Genomic DNA, 18,123 nt, shown 5'->3' with positions numbered 1-18,123 from the left:
CCGTTTCTGTGCAGCGCCGCACGCGCGGCAAGCCGGGCGGCCGCGCTTGCGCGACAGAGTATCCGAAAGAAAAAGCCCCGGCGGGATGCGCCGGGGCTCTGCATCAATCTGTCGGGGCGGAATCAGACGAAGAACTGACCGCCATTGGCCGAGATCGTCGAGCCGTTGATGAAGCCCGCATCGTCGGAGGCGAGGAACACCACGCAACGCGCGATCTCTTCCGGCTCGCCGAGGCGGCCGGTGGGGATCTGCGCGATGATCGAGTCGCGCACCTTTTCCGGCACCGCCATCACCATCTCGGTGGCGATGTAGCCGGGGCAGATCGCGTTGGCGGTGATGCCGGCGCGGGCGCCTTCCTGGGCCAGCGACTTGATGATGCCGAGGTCGCCGGCCTTGGTCGCGGCATAGTTCACCTGAGCAAACTGGCCCTTCTGGCCGTTGATCGACGAGATCACGATGACGCGGCCGAACTTGCGCTCGCGCATGCCGGGCCAGATCGGGTGTACGGTGTTGAACACGCCGGTCAGGTTTGTGTCGATCACCTCTTTCCACTGCTCGGGGGTCATCTTGTGGAACGGCGCATCGCGGGTGATGCCGGCATTGGCCACCACCACGTCGATCGGGCCGAGATCGGCTTCGACCTTGGCGAGACCTTCCTTCGAGGCCTCGTAATCGGCCACGTTCCACTTGTAGGTCTTGATCCCGGTTTCCTCGGTGAACTTCGCGGCCTTCTCGTCATTGCCCGCGTAGGTCGCCGCAACCTCGTAACCCTCGGCCTTGAGCGCCTTCGAGATCGCCTCCCCGATACCGCGGCTTCCACCCGTGACCAGTGCAACTTTCGCCATCATCATCCTCCAATCCTGGCAATTTTATTTAGAAACATCGTTACTCATCAAATTCCTAATGCGCAACAATGTTGCGTCAAAACTTCAACCTTGGTCGAGGACGCGCTGCGCGTCGCGCTCCCCGTGGCTCCAGGTATCACGCAATTTCTGCGGGTCTGTGAAATCTATTTTATCGGCGGCGGTTTCCTGCGCGGGCGAGATGTAGTGGCGGCCCTCGACCTCGGGCAGGCGCTTGTAATCGCGGGTCAGCAGCACGAGCGTCTCGCCCTCGTCGGGCTCGGGCAGCGGCGCCTGGCTGGCCATGCCGCCATCGACGACGCGGCGGTCGTTCCAGAGCGGCGGCTCGAAGACCGGCGGGATCACCGCGGCGGCGCTGATCAGTTCGACCAGCTTGCCTTCGCGGGCGGCTTGGTTGGCATCGACGAGATGCGAGGTCAGCCCGAGCTTCTCCGCCCAGCTGAAATGCGGCGAGTTCACCGTGTGCAGCTCGGCCTCGTAGGCCAGCGCCATGGCGGTGCCGGTCAGCGTCGGCAGACCGGTCTCGGGCGGATGGGCGATGAGGATCTGGAACTGCGGGCCGTCGGCGATCTTGCGGGCGGCTTCGTCATCCATGACCCGGCCCACGACCTCGCAATAGAGCTCCTGGTGCGGGGTGATGCCGTTCTCGTCGGGCTGGAACAGGTCGAGATTGCTGTCCTGCGTCTCGAACGCGGCGCACATCTCGTCGAGCAGGCGGCGTTCGTTGCCGCTCAGGAAGGCGGCGCCGGCGAGCGCGCCGCCGCTGACACCGGTGATGCGCCGGGGCGCGAGGGTCCGGTGCCGGCACAGGGTGGTCAGGAAGCCGCCCTGCCAGAAGCAGCGCAGGCCACCTCCGGAAAAGACGATCTGGGCGGGGTCCTCGGGAAGTACCGTCATGGCAGGAAGGGCCGGGGAGCGCGCCGCCCCCCGGCCTGTCCGGTCAGTCGCGCTCGACGCAGAGCGCAACACCCATGCCGCCGCCGATGCAGAGCGTGGCGAGGCCCTTCTTGGCGTCGCGGCGCTGCATTTCGAACAGCAAGGTGTTGAGGATGCGTGCACCGGAGGCGCCGATCGGATGGCCGATGGCGATGGCGCCGCCGTTGACGTTCACGATCGACGGATCCCAGCCCATGTCCTTGTTCACGGCGCAGGCCTGCGCGGCGAAGGCTTCGTTGGCTTCTACGAGATCAAGGTCGGAGGGGCTCCAGCCGGCCTTTTCCAGCGCCTTGCGCGACGCGTAGATCGGGCCCACGCCCATGATCGACGGGTCGAGACCGGCGGTGGCGTAGGAGGCGATGCGCGCGAGCGGCTTGATGCCGCGCTTCTCGGCGTTCTCGGCCGACATCAGCAGCACGCCGGCGGCGCCGTCGTTGATGCCCGAGGCGTTGCCCGCGGTGACCGAGCCGTCCTTGGTGAAGGCCGGGCGCAGCTTCTGCATGTTCTCGATGGTGGCGCCGTGACGGATGTATTCGTCCTTGTCGACCACCGTCTCGCCCTTGCGGGTCTTGATGGTGAAGGGGATCACCTCATCATCGAACTTGCCGGCGTTCTGCGCGGCCTCGGCCTTGTTCTGCGAGGCGAGGGCGAACTCGTCCTGCTGCTCGCGGCTGATCTGCCACTTCTCGGCGACGTTCTCGGCGGTCTGACCCATGTGGTAGCCGTTGAAGGCGTCCCAGAGGCCATCCTTGATCATGGTGTCGATGTATTTCACATCGCCCATCTTGTGAGCCACACGCAGGTTCTGGGCGTGGGGGCTCATCGACATGTTTTCCTGGCCGCCGGCGCAGACGATGTCGGCATCGCCGAGCATGATGTGCTGGGCGGCGAGGGCGACGGTGCGCAGGCCCGAGCCACAGACCTGGTTGATGCTCCAGGCGGCGCTTTCCTGCGGAAGGCCGGCATTGATATGCGCCTGACGGGCGGGGTTCTGGCCCTGAGCCGCGGTCAGCACCTGGCCGAGGATGGTCTCGGAGACCTCCCCCTTCTCGATACCGGCGCGGGCAACCAGCGCTTCGAGCACGGCCGCGCCGAGATCATGCGCGGGCGTGTTGGCGAACGAACCGCCGAAGCTGCCGACGGCGGTACGGGCCGCGGATGCGATGACGACATTGGTCATGGATGACTCCTCCAAGCAGAGCGAAAGGCGGGAGGCCATGCCGTCCGGCAAGACCCCCCTCATTGATCTTGCGCTCTGTTGATAGCGTGCCGTTGCGGCATGGGACAGGGGGTGTCTGTGGAAATCCACCCATGGTAGCGCCACAGGTGGCGGAAATCCGGTCTGGAGGGGGTGTGTCGCGGTGATCCGCCGCGGCCCGGCTCAGCCCGTGGCGCTCTGGCGGGCAGACTCGCGCCAGGCCGGAGAGACGGTCGGCGCGCCGAAGAAGTAGCCTTGCAGGCAGTCGAGCCCGATCCCGGCGAGGAGCTGCGCGTCGTCCGAGCGCTCGACCGATTCGGCGACGGTGAACATGTCGAACTGGCGCGCGATGTCGACGATGGCGGTGGTCATCACCTGATTGTCGGGATCCTCGGCGATGCCCCTGATGAACTGACCGTCGATCTTCAGCATGTCGAAGCTGAACTGCTTGAAATGCCGCAGAGCGGTGTGGCCGGCGCCGAAATTATCTAACGAGAAGGCCACGCCCCGGGCCTGCATCTCGTCCATGAAGCTGATCACAAGCTCCGGCACCAGCATGGCCGAGGATTCGGTGATCTCCAGGATCAGGCGCTCAGCCACCGTCGGCCCTGCGCGCAGGCCGCGGGTCAGCGTATCGCGCCAGGCACGGTAGCCGATCGAGCGAGCCGACATGTTGATCGCCAGGCGCAGACCCGGTTCGCGATCGAGCTCGCGCAGCCCCAGCTCGAGGGCGATGCAATCGAGCCGCCGGCCGTCCTCGCTGTCCTCGACGGTTTCGATGAAATCGCGCGCTGGCACGATACGGCCGGTTTCGTCGAGCACGCGGATCAGGCCTTCGTGGAAAGCGATGCTCTCCTGCCGGCGGGCGCGGACGACGGGCTGGTAGGCCAGCATGACCTGACGGTGACGGATTGCCTCGCGCACTGTGCGGATGATCGCGGTGTCGCGTTTGGCCAGCGCAAGTTCGAGCGGGTTCTGACCCTGGCTTGCCGAGTGCCCTTGCATGCGCCGTTGCCCTCCTGCTGCGTGCGGTTGCGGCCGGGGCAGTTTGGGGCGCAGGGCTTAATGGCCGGTAAAGGCTGGCGAGACGGTCGCCGGATTCGTTCCGGAGGGTGTTGACTCGGGCGCGAAGGCGCATATAAGCGCCGCTTCATTGGTGTTGGTGGCCCCCGCGAGGGGATGCCCTGTCGCTTCGGCCAGATCCGGAGAGAGGACAACGCCCTTCGAAACCTGAACGAAGGAGATCAGCCGTGACCAAACGCACGTCTGCCAAGTACAAAATCGATCGCCGCATGGGCGAGAACATCTGGGGCCGCGCAAAGTCCCCGGTCAACCGCCGCGAATACGGCCCCGGCCAGCACGGTCAGCGCCGCAAGGGCAAGCTGTCGGACTTCGGCCTGCAGCTCCGCGCCAAGCAGAAGCTCAAGGGCTACTACGGCGACCTGACCGAGAAGCAGTTCCGTCGCATCTTCGCCGAGGCCGAGCGTCTCAAGGGCGACACCGGTGAGCTGCTCATCGGCCTGCTCGAGCGCCGCCTCGATGCCGTCGTCTACCGCGCCAAGTTCGTGCCGACCGTGTTCGCCGCGCGTCAGTTCGTCAACCACGGCCACGTGCTGGTGAACGGTAAGCGCGTCAACATCCCCTCCTACCGCGTGAAAGAGGGTGACGTGATCGAGGTCCGCGAGAAGTCCAAGCAACTCGCCGTGGTTCTGGAAGCCGCCCAGCTGCCCGAGCGCGACGTGCCGGACTACCTCGAGGTCGACCACTCCAAGATGACCGCCTCCTTCGTGCGCACCCCCGGCCTCGCCGACGTGCCGTACCCGGTCCAGATGGAACCGAACCTCGTCATCGAATTCTACGCGCAGAACTGATCCGGTTCAGCGCTTCCGATCTGGGAAAGGCCGCTCCTTCGGGGGCGGCCTTTTTCGTTTGCTGGCGATGTTTTCGTTGCCCAATCCTTGCGGGTTTCACACCTTAAGATTTTTCGTACGAAAAATCTTGTTGGAAGAAAATTCGTACGAATTTTCTACGGGTCACCCGCGGTCAGCAATGCACCCGCATCTGTCCGGCATTGCAGATGATCACGTATTGATTGCCGCACTCGATCAGGTGAAACCCGCGCGCCTTTACCTCTGCCAGAAGCGCTTCGTAGCCGACTTCCCGATGCACGTCTCGCTTCTTGCGCCGCACGATGCCGCCGCGCTCGACCGCCTTGGCGGAGAACAGCTGAGCCTGCCAGGCCGGGTTGTGCGGGGCGGGCGCGGCCGGCTCTTTCGGAGGTGGGCGAATGGACACGTGTTGCATGGCGCACCTTCCCCTGATTCTGGTTAATCAGATGTTATTTCGGGCACGAGCAACTTGCGGAACAGGGTCTCCACATGGGCGTCCGCGGCCTTCCATCCGGCCGTTTCGTCCTCGATCAGAACCCGCACCTGCGCCTCGAAATCCGCATAATGCTGCGTGATGGCCCAGATCGAGAAGATCAGCTGCTGTGGATCGACCTTCGCCAGGCGTGCGTCGTCGACCCAGCTTTGAATCAACACGCATTTCTCGTCGAACAGTGGCTTCAGCCCGCTTTCGAGATTCGGGCCCATGCGTGGTGCGCCCTGGATGATCTCATTGGCGAAAAGCCGGCTTTCGCGCGGGAATTTCCGGCTCATCTCCATTTTGCGGCGCACGTAGGTGAGGATCTCTTCGAGCGGTTCTCCGGCTTCGTCAATTGCGGCGAGCGGGGACAGCCACTCCTCCATCAGGGTGTTCAGTACCGCGACATGCATCGCCGCCTTGCCGTCGAAATAATAGATCAGATTGGGTTTCGACATGCCCGCAGCTTCGGCAATCTGGTCCAGCGTCGCGCCGCGATAGCCGTGCTGCGAAAAGACCTCGAGGGCCGCATCGAGGATGCGCCGCCGGTTGCGGATCTGGATGCGACTCGGTTTCTTGGCGGGCTCACCGGTCATGCGCGCGTCTCTCCGCTCATTTTTCGGGCAATGGCACCCGGGATCTGACACTATTCCGGGACGCTCCCGGAACACGATTCTTGACTCGTTCCGAGCCCGTTGCAATCGTGCCTTTACCAAATGGTAAAAAACAGACGCGCATCGCACATTGAACGCGCAAAGAACCAGCGGCAGAGGGAGTAAGAGAATGGCGGCACCGGGAGAGAACCTCCGGATCGATGGCGATCGGTTGTGGGACAGCCTGATGGAGATGGCCAAGATCGGCCCGGGTGTTGCCGGCGGCAACAACCGCCAGACCCTCACCGATGAGGATGCCGCGGGCCGCGACCTCTTCAAGTCGTGGTGCGACGAGGCCGGACTGAGCATGGGGGTCGACCAGATGGGCACCATGTTCATGACCCGTGAGGGCACCGACCCCGATGCGCTGCCGGTCTATGTCGGCAGCCACCTCGATACCCAGCCGACCGGCGGCAAGTATGACGGCGTCCTGGGCGTGCTCGGCGCGCTCGAGGCGGTGCGCTCGTTGAACGATCTCGACATCAAGACCAAGCACCCGATCGTGGTCGTCAACTGGGCCAACGAGGAGGGCGCGCGCTTTGCCCCCGCCATGCTGGCCTCGGGTGTCTTCGCCGGTGTGCACAGCCAGGACTACGCCTACGGGCGCAAGGATCTCGAGGGCAAGAGTTATGGCGAGGAACTGGCGCGCATCGGCTGGAAGGGTGACGAGGAGACCGGCGCCCGCAAGATGCATGCCTATTACGAGCTGCATATCGAGCAGGGCCCGATCCTCGAGGCCGAAGGCAAGGATATTGGCGTCGTCACCCATTGCCAGGGCCTGTGGTGGCTCGAGTTCACGCTGACCGGGCGCGAGGCGCATACCGGCTCCACGCCGATGGCGATGCGGGTCAATGCCGGCCTCGCCATGGCGCGCATCCTCGAGATGGTGCAGGAGGTGGCGATGGCCGCCCAGCCGAATGCGGTGGGCGGTGTCGGGCAGATGCAGTTCTCGCCCAACTCGCGCAACGTGCTGCCGGGCACGGTGGTGTTCACCGTCGATATCCGCTCGCCCGACCAGGACAAGCTCGACGGCATGCGGGCCGAGGTCGAGAAACGCGCCGCGGAGATCTGCGAGGAGATCGGCGTCGGCTGCTCGGTCGAGCCGGTCGGTCACTTCGACCCGGTGACCTTCGACCCGGAGCTGGTCGAAAACGTCCGCAAGTCAGCCGAGAAGCTCGGCCATTCGCACATGAACCTGATTTCCGGCGCCGGGCACGACGCCTGCTGGGCCGCCAAGGTGGCACCGGCCACGATGATCATGTGCCCCTGCGTCGGCGGGCTGTCGCATAACGAGGCCGAGGACATCTCGAAGGAATGGGCCACCGCCGGCGCCGAGGTGCTGCTGCACGCGGTGCTCGAGACGGCGGAGATCGTCGAGTAGGCAGAGAGACGTGGGGGCGCTGCCCCCACACCCCCGGGATATTTCCGGCCAGAAGAAGACAGAAGATGACCGGGGGGGAGCGCCCCTGGGACAGGGAGCAAGAGACATGACCACAGTCATCAAGAACGGCACCATCGTCACCGCGGATCTGAGCTACGAGGCCGATGTGCTGGTCGAGGGCGGCAAGATCATCGAGATCGGCCCCGACCTCAATGGCGACGAGGTGTTGGATGCCACCGGCTGCTACGTGATGCCGGGCGGGATCGACCCGCACACCCATCTCGAGATGCCCTTCATGGGCACCTACAGCGCCGACGATTTCGAAAGCGGCACCCGCGCGGCGCTTGCGGGCGGCACCACCATGGTGGTGGATTTCGCCCTGCCGAGCCCGGGGCAGGGGCTGCTCGACGCGCTGCAGATGTGGGACAACAAGTCCACCCGCGCGCATTGCGATTATTCCTTCCACATGGCGATCACCTGGTGGTCGGAGCAGGTCTTCAACGAGATGGAAGCCGTGGTGAAGCAGCGCGGCATCACCACCTTCAAGCACTTCATGGCCTACAAGGGTGCGCTGATGGTGAACGATGACGAGCTCTACGCCAGCTTCCAGCGCTGCGCCGAGCTCGGTGCCATCCCGCTGGTGCACGCGGAGAACGGTGATGTCGTTGCCGAGCTGTCGGCCAAGCTGCTGGCGCAGGGCAACACCGGCCCCGAGGGCCATGCTTATTCGCGGCCGCCGCAGGTCGAGGGGGAGGCCACCAACCGCGCCATCATGATCGCCGACATGGCCGGCGTTCCGCTCTATGTGGTGCACGTCTCCTGCGAGGACAGCCACGAGGCCATCCGCCGCGCCCGGATGCAGGGCAAGCGGGTCTGGGGCGAGCCGCTGATCCAGCACCTGACGCTCGACGAGAGCGAGTATTTCGACAAGGACTGGGACCACGCCGCGCGCCGGGTGATGTCGCCGCCGTTCCGCAACAAGATGCACCAGGACAGCCTGTGGAACGGGCTGGCCTCGGGGTCGCTCTCCTGCGTGGCCACCGATCACTGCGCCTTCACCACCGACCAGAAGCGCTATGGCGTGGGTGATTTCACCAAGATTCCCAATGGCACCGGCGGGCTCGAGGACCGCATCCCGATGCTCTGGACCTACGGCGTGGGCACCGGGCGTCTGACGCCCAACGAGTTCGTCGCGGCGACCTCGACCAACATCGCCAAGATCCTCAACTGCTACCCGCAGAAGGGCGCGATCCTCGTGGGCGCCGATGCCGACATCCTCGTGCTCGACCCGGAGAAGACCAAGACGATCAGCGCTTCCACCCAGCAATCGGCGATCGATTACAACGTCTTCGAGGGCAAGGAGGTCAAGGGCCTGCCGCGCTTCGTTCTGACCCGCGGCCGCGTCGCGGTGATGGATGGCGAGATGCAGCCGGAGCCGGGCCACGGCAAGTTCGTCAAGCGCGCGCCGTCGGGGGCGGTCAACAAGGCGCTGTCTTCGTGGAAGGAGCTGACCGCGCCGCGGCCCGTTGAGCGCAGCGGCATCCCCGCCAGCGGCGTCTGAGCGGCGCGTGCCGATGCGCAGCTCGGCACCGATCCCCGCTATGGAGCGGGACGGGCCGAGCCGCGCCATCGGCGGCAGCACGATATGGGACCGGATCGCGCCGCCCGGCCGGCGCGTCCCACCACAAGCAGGATCTGCACGTCGCTGCCAAGAGGCCGGCGACGTGACAGGCAGAACTGAGGAACTTCTCGCGTGACCAACGCCATGCCCCAGCAGGCCGAGACATCGGTGATCTCCGCCAAGGCGCTCAACCTGACCTTCCAGACCAATGATGGGCCGGTGCACGCGCTGCGCGACGTCAATCTCGAGGTCGGGAAGGGCGATTTCGTCTCCTTCATCGGTCCCTCGGGCTGCGGCAAGACCACCTTCCTGCGGGTGATGGCCGATCTCGAACAGCCGACCTCGGGCGAGGTGCTGGTCAATGGGGTCAGCCCCGAGGCGGCGCGCAAGGCGCGGGCCTATGGCTACGTCTTCCAGGCGGCGGGGCTCTACCCGTGGCGCACCATCGGCGGCAACATCCGGCTGCCGCTGGAGATCATGGGCTACGACAAGGCGACGCAGGCGGAGCGGGTTCGCGAGGTTCTGGAGTTGGTCGAGCTGGCGGGGTTCGAGAACAAGTACCCCTGGCAGCTTTCGGGCGGCATGCAGCAGCGCGCCTCGATCGCCCGGGCGCTGGCCTTCGAGGCCGACATCCTGCTGATGGACGAGCCCTTCGGGGCGCTCGACGAGATCGTGCGCGATCACCTCAACGAGCAGCTCCTGGCGCTCTGGGCGCGCACGCAGAAGACCATCTGCTTCGTCACACACTCGATCCCCGAGGCGGTCTATCTGTCGACCAAGATCGTGGTGATGTCGCCGCGCCCGGGGCGGATCACCGATGTCATCGAGAGCCCGCTGCCGAAGGAGCGCCCGCTCGACATCCGCGATACGCCGGAATTCCTCGAGATCGCGCACCGGGTGCGCGAAGGGCTGCGGGCGGGCCATGCCTATGACTGACCCGTTCACCCCTCGCCGCGCCGGTCAGGAGGACATCGCGGGCATCGCCGCAGTGGTCAACCGCTGGATCGACGAGACCGACTGGATGCCGCGCACCGAGAGCGCCGAAGCGATCGAGGGCTTCATCGGAGCGGCGTTTCCGGACCGCATCATCTGGGTCGTGGGCGACCCGATCGAGGGCTACCTCTCGCTCGATCCCGCGACCGCCAAGGTCGGCGCGCTCTATTGCACCCGCACCGGCGAGGGCTGTGGCAAGGCGCTGATGGAGGCCGCCAAGCAGGGGCGCGATTTCCTCTGGCTGCACACTCATGTGACGAATACCCGGGCGCAGGCCTTCTACCGTCGTGAGGGCTTTGTCGCGGTGGGCGGCGAGATCGCCCCGGAGCCGCCCGAAACGGTGCCCGAGATGCGCATGGAGTGGCACGGATGAGAAACCTGATTCCCGTTCTCACCGTCGTCGCCGTCATCGTGGCGATCTGGTACGCCGCCGCCGTGTGGCTCAACGCGCAATGGGTGCTGGATACCGCCGCGCGGCAGGACCGCGAGATCGGCAGCGCCGAGCTGGTGCTCGAGACCTGGAGCCAGGACAAGCCGCGCCTGCCGGCGCCGCACCAGGTGGTGACCGAGCTGTGGGAGACCACGGTTCAAAAGAACATCACCTCGAAGCGCAGCCTCGTCTACCATGCCTGGGTGACGCTCAGCGCCACGCTGGCGGGCTTTGCCATGGGCACGGCGCTGGGCGTCGCGCTGGCGGTGGGCATCGTCTACGTCCGGGTGATGGACATGAGCGTGATGCCCTGGGTGATCGCCAGCCAGACCATTCCGATCCTCGCCATCGCGCCGATGATCATCGTCGTGCTGAACGCCATGGGGCTCTCGGGGCTGCTGCCCAAGGCGATGATCTCGATGTACCTGTCGTTCTTCCCGGTGGTCGTGGGCATGGTGAAGGGGCTGCGGGCGCCCTCGATGATGCAGCTCGACCAGATGCGCACCTGGAATGCCACCCAGAGCCAGGAGTTCCTGCGCCTGCGGCTGCCCTCGTCGATGCCGTATTTCTTCGCCTCGCTGAAGATCGCCATGGCGGCGAGCCTCGTCGGCGCCATCGTCGGCGAGCTGCCGACTGGTGCGGTGGCGGGCCTTGGCGCGCGCCTGCTGGCGGGAAGCTACTACGGCCAGACCATCCAGATCTGGTCGGCGCTGTTCATGGCCGCCTTCGTCGCCGCCGCGATGGTCGGGCTGATCGGGCTGGTGCAGCGCGTCACCCTCAAGCGGATGGGGATGGCGTGATGTGGATTCTGCTCGGCCTTCTCGCCTGGATCATCGGATCGGCGCTCAACGTCTGGCTGGCGCGGATGCCGCGCAGCACCGCCACGACGCTGGCCGTGCCGGTCATCTTCGGGCTGACCATCATCGTCGTCTGGGAGGCGGCGGTGCGCGGCTTCGGCATCTCCCCGGTTCTGCTTCCGGCGCCCTCGGTGATCGCGGCGCGCATGGCCACCTCCGGCGCGGTGCTGTGGGAGGATTTCGTGCAGACCGTGGTGAAGGGCGCGCTGACCGGCTACGTCATGGGCTGCGCCGCCGCCTTCGGTACCGCCATCGTGGTCGACCGCTTCGACTTCCTGCGCCGCGGCCTGCTGCCGGTGGGCAATTTCGTTGCCGCCCTGCCAATCATCGGCACCGCGCCGATCCTCGTCATGTGGTTCGGCTTCGACTGGCAGTCGAAGGCCGCCGTGGTGGTCGTCATGGTGTTCTTCCCGATGCTGGTGAACACCGTCGAGGGCCTGCGCGACACCTCGTCGATGCAGCGCGACCTGATGCGCACCTATGCCGCGGGCTACTGGACGACGCTGCTCAAGCTGCGGCTGCCGGCGGCGATGCCGTTCATCTTCAACGGCCTCAAGATCGCCACCACGCTGGCGCTGATCGGGGCCATTGTCGCCGAGTTCTTCGGCTCTCCGATCCGGGGCATGGGCTTCCGGATCTCCACCAGCGTCGGGCTTCTGCAGCTCGATCTCGTCTGGGCCGAGATCGTCGTTGCGGCGATCGCAGGCTCGGCCTTCTATGGCGGCGTGGCGCTGCTCGAGAAGGCCGTCACCTTCTGGCACCCCTCGCAACGGGGCTGACCACAACAACAAACACTCAACAGGACCAAGAAAGACCAACATGGAGGTAACGATGAAAACACTCACCAAACTGGGCACCGCCGCGGTGCTGTCGCTGGCCGCGGGCGCGGCCCACGCCGCCGACGAGCTGTCGCTGCAGCTCAAGTGGGTCACCCAGGCGCAGTTCGCGGGCTACTACGTGGCCGCCGACAAGGGCTTCTACGAGGAGGAAGACCTCGACGTGACGATCAAGCCGGGCGGTCCCGACATCGCGCCGGTGCAGGTGCTGCTCGGTGGCGGCGCCGACGTCATGGTCGATTGGCTTCCCTCGGCGCTGGCCGCCCGCGAGAACGGCGCGCCGATCGTCAACATCGCGCAGCCCTTCAAGTCGTCGGGCCTGATGCTGACCTGCCTCAAGGAGCACGGCATCGAGAGCCCCGAGGATTTCCCGGGCCACACGCTGGGCACCTGGTTCTTCGGCAACGAGCTGCCGCTCTATTCCTGGATGTCCAAGCTCGGCTACGCCACCGACGGCTCCGAGGGCGGCGTGACGATCCAGAAGATCAACTTCAACGTCGATCCGCTGCTGCAGAAGCAGGTCGAGTGCGCCACCACCATGACCTACAACGAGTACTGGCAGGTGATCGACGCGGGCCTCACGCCCGAGGATCTGGTGGTCTTCAAGTATGAGGACGAGGGCATCTCGACGCTTGAGGACGGTCTCTACACCACCGAGGCCAACCTCGAGGACCCGGAGATGGTCGACAAGCTGACCCGCTTCGTGCGCGCCTCGATGAAGGGCTGGAAATACGCCGAGGAAAACCCGGACGAGGCCGCCGAGATCGTGCTCGAGAACGATGCCACCGGCGCCCAGACCGAGGTTCACCAGAAGCGCATGATGGGCGAGATCGCCAAGCTCACCGCCGGCTCGAACGGCGCGCTGGACCCGGCCGACTTCGAGCGCACCGTCGAGGTTCTGCTCTCGGCCGGCGCCGATCCGGTGATCACCGAGAACCCGGGCGAGGCCGCCTGGACCCACGAGATCACCGACGCGGCGCTCGAGTAAGCCCGGCCGGTCGCGATCCGGAAAGGCGCATCTGCGAATGCGCCTTTCCCCCGCGAAACAGGTCTGACCTGTGGCCGCGCATCTGAACGAAATCGAGCCTGGGAACGGGTTCGTTTTTCAGTTGGCGGCAAGGTTGGATTCAAGAATTGCCGACATTACCCGTGGAATTTAATCACGCCTCTCGGGCGCATTCCTGGGTATTGTCAATTTCCGCCTTTCGAGATCACAATTTGCGATCAGAGGGTGAAAGAATCTCAGAAACGTTGACTTTTAGAGGCTAAAAGTTGAATATCTTATATCAGAAACCGCAATCGGGAACACGCTGATGGGCACGCTTTCTACAACCTTCACAGGCCTTGAGTTCGTCAATCCCTTCGTGCTGGCATCTGCCCCGCCGACGGAAAGCAAGCGCAAGATTCTAAAGGCTTTCGAGGCTGGCTGGGGCGGTGTCGTCACCAAGACGATCGGCCTGCATCCGGTGGAAAACGTCGCCGGACCCAAGACCATCTTTCAGCGGTCGAGCGAAGAGAAGCCCTATGTCTCCCGCACGAAGCGGCCTGATACGGTTTCGCATTCCTCCTGGAATTGGGAGCTTATTTCCGATCAGGCGCTCGAATTGTGGCTGCCGGATCTGGAGGAAATTAAAACCACCTATCCGGATCGCATGCTCATCGCCTCGATCATGGCCGGTGCCGGTGGCGAAGAAGAGATGAACAATTGGAAAAAGCTCGCCACGGCCTGCGTGAATGTCGGCTGCGACGCGCTCGAATTGAACCTCTCCTGTCCGCATATGGACCGCAAGGATATGGGCGCGCATATCGCCAATGACGAAGACATCATCCGCTCGATCCTGAAGGCGGTGACGAGCGTGGTGAGCGTTCCGATCTGGGTCAAGCTGACGCCGGCGACCTCGACGCTGGTCGACGCGGCCGGTGCGGCCTACGAGGCCGGTGCGTCGTCGATTTCGCTGTGCAATACCTTTCCCTCGCTGCCGCTGATGGATCCCGAGACGCTGAAGTTCGAGGTCGAGGTCGACGGGCTGGTGACCTCGGGTGGTCTTGGCGGTCTGGCGATTCTGCCGCAGGCGCTGCAGCGGGTCTCCGACATTCACCGCGCCTATCCGGACAAGGCGATTTCCGGCATCGGCGGCATCCGCGGCTTCCGAGAGGCCTTCAACTTCATCGTCCACGGCGCCGGCAACCTTCAGGTCTGCACCGCCGCGATGGAGGAAAAGGGCAGCGGTGGCGTCGGTGTGAAGCTGATTCAGGAACTGACCCAGGATCTGAGCGCCTATCTCGACCGCAAGGGCTATGGCTCGATCGAGGAATTCCGCGGCCTCGCGCGCGAGCGCATCGTCGAGCATTCGCAGGTGCGTCGGAAAAGCGAGACCTACAACGGTGGCTTCGAGGTCTCGGCCGAGGCCAGCTGAGCGCGAGAGCCAAGCGTTTCGCCCCGGAGGCGAAGGCGCCCGGCCCTTCGACAGGCCCGCTCGCGCGTGGCCCGCGCGCGGGTCGCAAGGAAAAAGGGTGGCCGCAACGGCCACCCTTCGCTTGCTTGAAATCACCTTGGTTTAATTCGGTTCGCACGCCACGCTGACGGGGACATGACGAGTGGCGCGCTAGCCTGCATCAATCTGTGCCGCGAGTCCTATGCGCGCCCTGTGACAGGGGCGTGACGTTTCGGCGCCCTCGATCAGCGTCCCAGCAGTGCGAGCAGGTCCACGGTGCGGAACGGCCGGTGCAACACCTCGAACCCGTCCGCTTCGCCATGCAGCTCGGCCTCGTGCCCCATCAGGACGATGCGCGTGCCGATCTCGAGCAGCGCCTGCCCGAGCGCCGAGGATCGCGCTTCCTCCGGGCTCAGCGAGACCACCGCGATGCTCGGCGCGGCGCCCCCGCGCACCGAGATCAGCGCAGCCTCCCTGTCCGGCGCGGTGACCACCACGGCGTCGGGATGCGCGTCACGCAGAATCGTCGCGATGTCGATCCCGACCAGCTGGTCGGTGACAGCAACGAGAAAAGAGGGGGCCGGCGCGGGGCCGTCGGTCGGAGTCATGGCGTTCCTTCGGGCGGCAAGGCCCGCTCTATGGAACAAAGCCACCGGCCGCGCATTAAACTGCGACATATCAGACCGTGAGATGCACCCGTATGAAGATGATTTCTTGCCATGCCTGCCCGCTTCAGGATTGCGGCCCGTTCCTTCCGCACACGGATGACGAGAAGGACTTCCTGGAAAAGTTCAAGGCGGGTGAAATGGCGGTGTCCCCGGGCACGCAGATCCTCATGGAAGGGGCCAAGACCCCGCAGCTCTTCACAGTTCTCGAGGGCATGGGGCTACGTGAAAAGACGCTCGAGGACGGGCGGCGGCAGGTGATCAACTTCGTGCTGCCGGGGGATTTCATCGGTCTCCAGGCCGGCATCATGGGCGAGATGAACCACTCCGTCGAGGCAGTGACGCCGATGCGCTGCTGTGTGTTTCGCCGCGATGATCTCTGGACGCTCTACCGCAACCGCCCCGAGCTGGCCTTCGACCTGACGTGGATCGCCGCCGCGGAGGAGTATTTTCTCGGTGAGACGGTGGCCACGCTGGGCCAGCGCGATGGCACCGAGCGCATCGCTTGGGCGCTGGTGAAGCTCTTCGTGCGGCTGCGCGGGCTGGGGCTCGAAACGGTGCCCGGCACCGTGCCGCTGCCCTACCGCCAGCAGGATCTGGCAGATGCACTCGGCCTGTCGCTGGTACACACCAACAAGACGCTCTCGCGCCTGCGCGCCCAGCGGTTGCTGGAATGGTCGGAGGGAAAGCTCACCGTACCAGATCTGGAAGAACTCGCGAAAGTCGCCGCGACCGAGATCGAGGCACTTCCGCAGCGGCCCTTCCTGTAAATCCGCGCCGCGGGATCAGCGGCGCAGGGTATCGCCGTAGCTGATCTTGGGCGTCATCTCGATGATCTTCTCGAACTCCGAGTCGGAGCCATCGACCCGCGCCGCGATGATCTCGGCGGCTTTCTTGCCGATCTCGGCACGGCAGGCATCCATCGTCGCGAGCTTGCGCGGCAGGCCCTGCAGCAGCTCGACGCCATTGAAGCCGGCAAGGCCGATCTCGCCGGGGATGTCGCGGCCTTGCTCGAGAAGGTACAGCAGGCCGCCGGCACCGATCATGTCGTTGGAATAGTAGAGGAAATCCAGCTCGGGCTCGCGCTCGAGAATGGCCTGCGTCATCTCGCGGCCCTTGGCCAGCGCCGAGCCGCCGGAATAGAATTCCTGCTCGATGACTTCGACGCCGCCCTTGGCGAGCGCCTCGGTGAAGCCCTCGAACCGCTTCCGGGCGCGGAAGTCGAGCGGCATCTTGGTGCCGAGGAAGCCGATCTTCTGGTAGCCCGCGCGCAGGATCGCCTTGGCCATTTCACGCCCGGCGCGGCGATGGGAGATCCCCACGGCGGTGTCGATCGGCTTGCCGTCGGTATCCATGATCTCGACCACCGGGATGCCGCTGGCCTGCAGCATCGCCTTGGAGGCCTCGGTATGCTCGATGCCGGCGATGATCACCCCCGAGGGGCGCCACGACAGCATCTCGTAGAGCACGCGCTCTTCCTTCTCGGGCTCGTAATCGGTGATGCCGACCACCGGCTGCAGCTCGGTGTTCTCGAGCACCGCCGAGATCCCGGCCATCACCTCGGGAAACACCATGTTGCGCATCGACGGGATGATGACGGCAACGAGGTTGACCCGCTGGCTGGCCAGCGCGCCGGCGATCTTGTTGGGCACGTAGCCCAGCGTCTTGGCCGCTTCGAGCACCTTGGCGCGGGTCGCCTCGGAGACATCGCCCCGGTTGCGCAGCACGCGGCTGACGGTCATCTCGGAAACGCCGGAGGCTTCAGACACATCTCTCAGGGTGAGCGGGCGGGGATCATCATCTGCCACGGAACTGGCCTCCTAAACGCAGTAACTGCCTGCGATGTTATCTTTTCTCCCGGGACAGGCAAGGCGCGTGTGCCGGGTGCGCAAAATTCGCGCAGGTGGATGACAAAGGCATCGGCAGGCGATAATGGGAAGCGAGCGGTCCCGTGGCTCAACTGGATAGAGCAGCCCCCTCCTAAGGGGCAGGTTGCAGGTTCGAATCCTGCCGGGATCGCCAGCGGATGTCCCAGCCTCCAATGCCTGCCTCCCCGCGCGTCAGCCGTCGTCCCGGGCAGCGCGCCGCTTGCAAGCCGACGCTCGGCGTTGGATGAAGGGCTGAGCGTCAACCGCAGGGGCCGCATGTGCTGATCCGCGAAGGCAAGGAACGCAACCAGACCATCGACCTGCGCCTCGCGGGGCTGCTGTCGATGGTGGCCGGAGCCCTCAATGCGGCGGGCTTCGAGATTGCTGGCCTGTTCTCCGCCAACATGACCGGAAATCTTTCGGGCATGGCCGACAGCCTGGCCAAGGGCGGCTGGGGGGGCGCGCTGCTGCTCGGGCTGATCGTCGTGGTGTTCATCCTGGGCGCGCTGCTGGCGGGGCTGATCATCGAGGTCGGACGGCGCAGGCGGATCCGGATGATCTACGCCCTCGCCATCCTCTGCGAAGCGGCGATCCTGGTCGTTGTCGGGGGCGCCGGGCTGCTTGGTCTGGCACGCGAGGAGGGCGCCGCGTTCATCTGTGTTCTGGCCTTCTCGCTCGGGATCCAGAACGCGGTCACCACGCGGATCTCGCGGGCCCGCGTGCGCACCACGCATGTGTCGGGCATGGCCACCGATATCGGCCTGTCGCTGGCGGGGCTCTGGCTCCGCAGCGAGGAGGCTCCGCGCTACCGCGGCCTGCTGGCGCTACATTGCACCACCATCCTAGCGTTCCTGGTCGGGGGCATCCTCGGCGTGCTGGCGCATCGCTTCTTCGGCCCGGTGACCTTCCTGTTCTGTGGGCTGCTGCTGGCGCTTGTCGCGCTTCCGGAGATCTGGCGCGGCGCCCGGAGCGCAGGCTGAGGCGCTGCGCCGCGCGGGCGCGGCCGGGAGGCTGAGGCGATGA

Annotated in this window: 19 protein-coding genes and 1 tRNA gene; 12 read left to right on the top strand and 8 right to left on the bottom strand. The window is 65.3% G+C overall.

Going from position 1 to position 18,123, the window contains the following annotated elements; translation table 11 throughout:
- Nucleotides 1-122 precede the first annotated feature (122 nt).
- The 4 genes from phbB to KUV62_RS03435 all read right to left on the bottom strand — a co-directional run bounded on the left by phbB (nt 123) and on the right by KUV62_RS03435 (nt 4,002).
- Nucleotides 123-845: an acetoacetyl-CoA reductase gene (gene phbB, locus KUV62_RS03450; RefSeq protein WP_222602267.1), complete on the bottom strand. Its 723-nt coding sequence runs from the start codon at nt 843-845 to the stop codon at nt 123-125.
- 84 nt (nt 846-929) lie between these two features.
- Entirely contained in the window at nt 930-1,760 is an 831-nt protein-coding gene (locus tag KUV62_RS03445) for a patatin-like phospholipase family protein (protein ID WP_222602266.1), read from the bottom strand.
- Nucleotides 1,761-1,803: 43 nt separating this feature from the next.
- Nucleotides 1,804-2,979, bottom strand: a complete 1,176-nt coding sequence (locus KUV62_RS03440; protein ID WP_222602265.1) for an acetyl-CoA C-acetyltransferase — start codon at nt 2,977-2,979, stop codon at nt 1,804-1,806.
- Between the two features lie 201 nt (nt 2,980-3,180).
- Entirely contained in the window at nt 3,181-4,002 is an 822-nt protein-coding gene (locus tag KUV62_RS03435) for an EAL domain-containing protein (protein ID WP_222602264.1), read from the bottom strand.
- Nucleotides 4,003-4,247: 245 nt separating this feature from the next.
- Between KUV62_RS03435 and rpsD the strand changes: the two genes are divergently transcribed.
- Nucleotides 4,248-4,868 (top strand): 30S ribosomal protein S4, encoded by a 621-nt coding sequence (rpsD, locus tag KUV62_RS03430; RefSeq protein WP_222602263.1) that lies wholly within the window; start codon nt 4,248-4,250, stop codon nt 4,866-4,868.
- Nucleotides 4,869-5,040: 172 nt separating this feature from the next.
- Here rpsD and KUV62_RS03425 read toward each other — a convergent pair whose 3' ends face one another.
- Both KUV62_RS03425 and KUV62_RS03420 read right to left on the bottom strand, forming a co-directional pair.
- Nucleotides 5,041-5,301, bottom strand: coding sequence for a hypothetical protein (locus tag KUV62_RS03425; protein WP_222602262.1), 261 nt, complete (start codon nt 5,299-5,301; stop codon nt 5,041-5,043).
- Nucleotides 5,302-5,324: 23 nt separating this feature from the next.
- Entirely contained in the window at nt 5,325-5,957 is a 633-nt protein-coding gene (locus KUV62_RS03420) for a TetR family transcriptional regulator C-terminal domain-containing protein (protein WP_222602261.1), read from the bottom strand.
- Nucleotides 5,958-6,144: 187 nt separating this feature from the next.
- Here KUV62_RS03420 and KUV62_RS03415 point away from each other — a divergent pair, with 187 nt between their 5' ends.
- The 8 genes from KUV62_RS03415 to KUV62_RS03380 all read left to right on the top strand — a co-directional run bounded on the left by KUV62_RS03415 (nt 6,145) and on the right by KUV62_RS03380 (nt 14,549).
- On the top strand, nt 6,145-7,395 hold the full coding sequence (locus KUV62_RS03415; protein ID WP_222602260.1) for a Zn-dependent hydrolase: 1,251 nt from the start codon (nt 6,145-6,147) through the stop codon (nt 7,393-7,395).
- Between the two features lie 106 nt (nt 7,396-7,501).
- Nucleotides 7,502-8,956 carry a dihydropyrimidinase gene (gene hydA / locus KUV62_RS03410; RefSeq protein ID WP_222602259.1) on the top strand — a complete coding sequence of 485 codons (1,455 nt, stop codon included), beginning with the start codon at nt 7,502-7,504 and terminating at the stop codon, nt 8,954-8,956.
- 204 nt (nt 8,957-9,160) lie between these two features.
- Nucleotides 9,161-9,952, top strand: coding sequence for an ABC transporter ATP-binding protein (locus tag KUV62_RS03405; RefSeq protein WP_222602374.1), 792 nt, complete (start codon nt 9,161-9,163; stop codon nt 9,950-9,952).
- Entirely contained in the window at nt 9,945-10,382 is a 438-nt protein-coding gene (locus KUV62_RS03400; RefSeq protein ID WP_222602258.1) for a GNAT family N-acetyltransferase, read from the top strand. The genes KUV62_RS03405 and KUV62_RS03400 overlap by 8 nt, the downstream gene beginning before the upstream one ends.
- Nucleotides 10,379-11,239, top strand: coding sequence for an ABC transporter permease (locus tag KUV62_RS03395; protein WP_222602257.1), 861 nt, complete (start codon nt 10,379-10,381; stop codon nt 11,237-11,239). Before KUV62_RS03400 ends, KUV62_RS03395 begins: the two co-directional genes overlap by 4 nt.
- On the top strand, nt 11,239-12,075 hold the full coding sequence (locus KUV62_RS03390; RefSeq protein WP_261395246.1) for an ABC transporter permease: 837 nt from the start codon (nt 11,239-11,241) through the stop codon (nt 12,073-12,075). The genes KUV62_RS03395 and KUV62_RS03390 overlap by 1 nt, the downstream gene beginning before the upstream one ends.
- A 52-nt stretch (nt 12,076-12,127) precedes the next feature.
- Nucleotides 12,128-13,120 carry an ABC transporter substrate-binding protein gene (locus KUV62_RS03385; RefSeq protein WP_222602255.1) on the top strand — a complete coding sequence of 331 codons (993 nt, stop codon included), beginning with the start codon at nt 12,128-12,130 and terminating at the stop codon, nt 13,118-13,120.
- Between the two features lie 325 nt (nt 13,121-13,445).
- Nucleotides 13,446-14,549: a tRNA-dihydrouridine synthase gene (locus tag KUV62_RS03380; protein WP_222602254.1), complete on the top strand. Its 1,104-nt coding sequence runs from the start codon at nt 13,446-13,448 to the stop codon at nt 14,547-14,549.
- A 263-nt stretch (nt 14,550-14,812) separates the two neighbouring features.
- On the opposite strand, the gene KUV62_RS03375 is transcribed toward KUV62_RS03380, so the two are convergent.
- Complete coding sequence (locus KUV62_RS03375) at nt 14,813-15,175, bottom strand: hypothetical protein (RefSeq protein ID WP_222602253.1); 363 nt, start codon at nt 15,173-15,175, stop codon at nt 14,813-14,815.
- Between the two features lie 92 nt (nt 15,176-15,267).
- Here KUV62_RS03375 and KUV62_RS03370 point away from each other — a divergent pair, with 92 nt between their 5' ends.
- Nucleotides 15,268-16,002 carry a Crp/Fnr family transcriptional regulator gene (locus KUV62_RS03370; protein ID WP_222602252.1) on the top strand — a complete coding sequence of 245 codons (735 nt, stop codon included), beginning with the start codon at nt 15,268-15,270 and terminating at the stop codon, nt 16,000-16,002.
- Between the two features lie 15 nt (nt 16,003-16,017).
- On the opposite strand, the gene KUV62_RS03365 is transcribed toward KUV62_RS03370, so the two are convergent.
- Entirely contained in the window at nt 16,018-17,040 is a 1,023-nt protein-coding gene (locus KUV62_RS03365; RefSeq protein WP_222602251.1) for a LacI family DNA-binding transcriptional regulator, read from the bottom strand.
- Nucleotides 17,041-17,177: 137 nt separating this feature from the next.
- Here KUV62_RS03365 and KUV62_RS03360 point away from each other — a divergent pair.
- Both KUV62_RS03360 and KUV62_RS03355 read left to right on the top strand, forming a co-directional pair.
- Nucleotides 17,178-17,254, top strand: a tRNA-Arg gene (locus KUV62_RS03360).
- 124 nt (nt 17,255-17,378) lie between these two features.
- Nucleotides 17,379-18,080 carry a YoaK family protein gene (locus tag KUV62_RS03355; RefSeq protein ID WP_222602250.1) on the top strand — a complete coding sequence of 234 codons (702 nt, stop codon included), beginning with the start codon at nt 17,379-17,381 and terminating at the stop codon, nt 18,078-18,080.
- Nucleotides 18,081-18,123: the final 43 nt, after the last annotated feature.

Origin of the sequence: Salipiger bermudensis (assembly GCF_019801965.1) — a bacterium.
In the GTDB taxonomy this organism is placed as follows: domain Bacteria; phylum Pseudomonadota; class Alphaproteobacteria; order Rhodobacterales; family Rhodobacteraceae; genus Salipiger; species Salipiger bermudensis_A.
Note: the sequence above shows the minus strand (reverse complement) of the source record. Positions and strands in the feature narration are given on the sequence as shown.

Bases quoted from the DNA above. Each gene is read 5' to 3' on its own strand.
- KUV62_RS03415 (WP_222602260.1), top strand. From the start codon at position 6,145: ATGGCGGCACCGGGAGAGAACCTCCGGATCGATGGCGATCGGTTGTGG.
- KUV62_RS03390 (WP_261395246.1), top strand. From the start codon at position 11,239: ATGTGGATTCTGCTCGGCCTTCTCGCCTGGATCATCGGATCGGCGCTC.
- KUV62_RS03405 (WP_222602374.1), top strand. From the start codon at position 9,161: ATGCCCCAGCAGGCCGAGACATCGGTGATCTCCGCCAAGGCGCTCAAC.
- KUV62_RS03445 (WP_222602266.1), bottom strand. From the start codon at position 1,760: ATGACGGTACTTCCCGAGGACCCCGCCCAGATCGTCTTTTCCGGAGGT.
- KUV62_RS03385 (WP_222602255.1), top strand. From the start codon at position 12,128: ATGAAAACACTCACCAAACTGGGCACCGCCGCGGTGCTGTCGCTGGCC.
- KUV62_RS03425 (WP_222602262.1), bottom strand. From the start codon at position 5,301: ATGCAACACGTGTCCATTCGCCCACCTCCGAAAGAGCCGGCCGCGCCC.
- KUV62_RS03375 (WP_222602253.1), bottom strand. From the start codon at position 15,175: ATGACTCCGACCGACGGCCCCGCGCCGGCCCCCTCTTTTCTCGTTGCT.
- KUV62_RS03440 (WP_222602265.1), bottom strand. From the start codon at position 2,979: ATGACCAATGTCGTCATCGCATCCGCGGCCCGTACCGCCGTCGGCAGC.
- hydA (WP_222602259.1), top strand. From the start codon at position 7,502: ATGACCACAGTCATCAAGAACGGCACCATCGTCACCGCGGATCTGAGC.
- KUV62_RS03420 (WP_222602261.1), bottom strand. From the start codon at position 5,957: ATGACCGGTGAGCCCGCCAAGAAACCGAGTCGCATCCAGATCCGCAAC.
- KUV62_RS03435 (WP_222602264.1), bottom strand. From the start codon at position 4,002: ATGCAAGGGCACTCGGCAAGCCAGGGTCAGAACCCGCTCGAACTTGCG.
- phbB (WP_222602267.1), bottom strand. From the start codon at position 845: ATGGCGAAAGTTGCACTGGTCACGGGTGGAAGCCGCGGTATCGGGGAG.
- KUV62_RS03370 (WP_222602252.1), top strand. From the start codon at position 15,268: ATGAAGATGATTTCTTGCCATGCCTGCCCGCTTCAGGATTGCGGCCCG.
- KUV62_RS03380 (WP_222602254.1), top strand. From the start codon at position 13,446: ATGGGCACGCTTTCTACAACCTTCACAGGCCTTGAGTTCGTCAATCCC.
- KUV62_RS03395 (WP_222602257.1), top strand. From the start codon at position 10,379: ATGAGAAACCTGATTCCCGTTCTCACCGTCGTCGCCGTCATCGTGGCG.
- KUV62_RS03400 (WP_222602258.1), top strand. From the start codon at position 9,945: ATGACTGACCCGTTCACCCCTCGCCGCGCCGGTCAGGAGGACATCGCG.